Origin of the sequence: Streptomyces sp. FH025 (genome assembly GCF_017427025.1) — a bacterium.
In the GTDB taxonomy this organism is placed as follows: domain Bacteria; phylum Actinomycetota; class Actinomycetes; order Streptomycetales; family Streptomycetaceae; genus Kitasatospora.
The window spans coordinates 1-2,203 of sequence record NZ_JAFLNG010000973.1 but is presented as its reverse complement, the minus strand read 5'-3'; the positions used below and the strand labels follow the sequence as shown (position 1 = coordinate 2,203).

At 76.3% G+C, this 2,203-nt stretch carries 2 protein-coding genes; one reads left to right on the top strand and one right to left on the bottom strand.

Features of this window, described 5'->3' with window-relative positions; genetic code table 11:
- On the bottom strand, positions 1-994 hold a 994-nt coding region (locus J0670_RS36310; protein ID WP_207816999.1), incomplete at its 3' end, for a sensor histidine kinase.
- A 334-nt stretch (positions 995-1,328) separates the two neighbouring features.
- Between J0670_RS36310 and J0670_RS36305 the strand changes: the two genes are divergently transcribed.
- Positions 1,329-2,120, top strand: coding sequence for a (2Fe-2S)-binding protein (locus J0670_RS36305; protein WP_243438016.1), 792 nt, complete (start codon positions 1,329-1,331; stop codon positions 2,118-2,120).
- Positions 2,121-2,203 lie beyond the last annotated feature (83 nt).

Here is a 2,203-nt window from a genome sequence, read left to right as displayed (position 1 = left end):
GGGCCACCTCGACGGTGACCTCGGTGGCCCGCGGGGCGTGCCGACGGATGTTGGTGAGGGCCTCCAGGACGACGGCGTAGGCGGTGGCCTGCGCCTCGGGGACGAGCAACCCGACGGCCCCGGGGTCCAGATCGACGGTGGCGCGCTGGCCGCCCGTGCTGCCGAAGCGGGCGACCAGCTCCGGCAGGTCGGCCAGGCCGAGCCGCCGAGTGGTCGCCCCGGTGCCCTGGTCGCCGTGATCGCCTTGCGGGTCACGCAGCGCACCGACCATCTCGTCCATCGAGTCGAGCGCCCGCAGCCCCGCCTCCTCCAGGCGGCGCAGCAAAGCAGCGGTCTCCTCCGGCTCCTGGCCCGGGAGTTGGCCGGCCTGGGCCTCCAGCACGATGCCGGTGATCTCGTGGGCGACGAAGTCGTGCAGGCCACGGGCCACTTCGAGCCGCTGCTCGCGCCGCGCCCGCGCGACCGCGCGTTCCCGGCGCGCGTCCAGGACCCTCAGGTAGAGGCTCGCCCCCGCGACCCCGAGCGCAGGCAACAGGGAGAGCAGCACGCCGAACACCGGTCCGGCCGAGCCGCCCTGGGGCGTCCGCAGGGCGAACCGCAGCGGCAGCACGACGGTGGCGAGCCCGACCAGCGCGCCGACCGGCCCGGCCCAGCGGTCGGGCAGTCGGCGGGTGGCGCGGAAGAGCACCCCGAGCAGGGCCAGCCACTCGAAGGGCATCCAGAAGGCGGGCAGCCGGTACGGCCCGGGGTAGAGCAGGTCGACCAGCAGCGAGAGGCCTGCCGCCACCGTGGCCGCCGTACCGAGCGTGATCCGCCCGCCGGGCCAGGGCAGCAGCGCCACCACCACCGTGAGCGCGGCGGTCACGGCGAGCAGCACGGCGGCGCCGCGCGCCCCCGGCTGCGCGAGCACGACGGGCGCCAGCAGGGCGAGCGCGGCGACGGCGGCGAGCGGCCGGCGGAACCGGGCAGGGCGGAGCGGAGGATCGGTGCGCACACCGCCGAGCCTAGGGCGTGCCTTGTGGGTCCTTTCCGGGTCACCCTCCCGGGGGAGGCGGCCTCCTCCCGGCGGCGGACGCAACTCCGTTCCCCAGGGGGAGGATCGACCGGAGGCGCGGGAGCAGACTCTTGGACGGGGTCCGGTGCGCCGGTGCCGGAGGTCGGGGCGCGGTACCGTTCGGGAGCATGATCGGCATACGGTCGTGCATGTACCCGATCGGTGTCCGCCCTCGCCCTCGGAGGCCCGCCTTGCCGCCCCAGCACCACCGCCCGTCCGTCGCCGGGTCGACCGAACGTGGCGCGGGGTCCAACGGCCTCACAGGGGAGGGTCGTTGAACTCCGCGCCCGAACAGCGCCCGGTGGGCGGTGGCCCGGTGGGGGCTCGCCCGGTGGACTACGGCCGGCTCGCCGCCGTCGGGCCGTACTTCGCGCTGGACGGCTCCGAGGGCGACGCCCCGCCGCCGGGCTTCCGACCGCTGCCGGAGCTGTACGGCACCGGGCCGGACGCCCCGCTCGCCGGGCGGATCCGGGTGGTGGCGCAGCGGCTGGGCACGGCCGAACCCCGGGTCGCGGCCTCGATCCTGCACCTCGGGCTGGCCGCCCGCTTCTGGTCGGTGGGCCTCGGCGCCGCCGTCCTGCTGGGGACGGTCCCGACGCTGGAGCGCGCCTGGATGCGGATCCCGGACCAGGGCCCGATCGACCTGTGGATTCCGCCTGAGCCGGTGGCCACCCGGCCGCGAGAGCTCGCCGACCAGCTCCACGAGGCCGTCCTGGTGGGACAGTTGGAGCCGCTGGCGGCGGCGGTGCGGGCCGCCGTTCCGCTCTCGGCGCGGCTGCTGCTCGGCAACGCCGCCTCCGCGCTGGCCGGGACGCTGCGGGTGCTGGACGCCCACGCGCCGGGCCCGGCGCGGGAGTTGGTCGCGGAGCTGCTGGACCGGCCGCCGCTGGCGGGCTCCGGCACGCTGCGCACCGGGCCGCGCGGTACGGCCTTCCGGCGGACGAGTTGCTGCCTCTACTACCGGATCGGGCCGGGTGCGGGGCTGTGCGGGGACTGCTGTTTCAGCCGGCCGCCGACCAGCCGGCCTCCGATGCCCGGGAAGGCCGCCGGCGAACGGAAGAGCTAATACCTTCGTAAATGTAGGTCATATCCGGAACGTCGCCTCCGGAGCCCCGACCACCACCTCCCAGTCCACCGCCCCCGACGGCA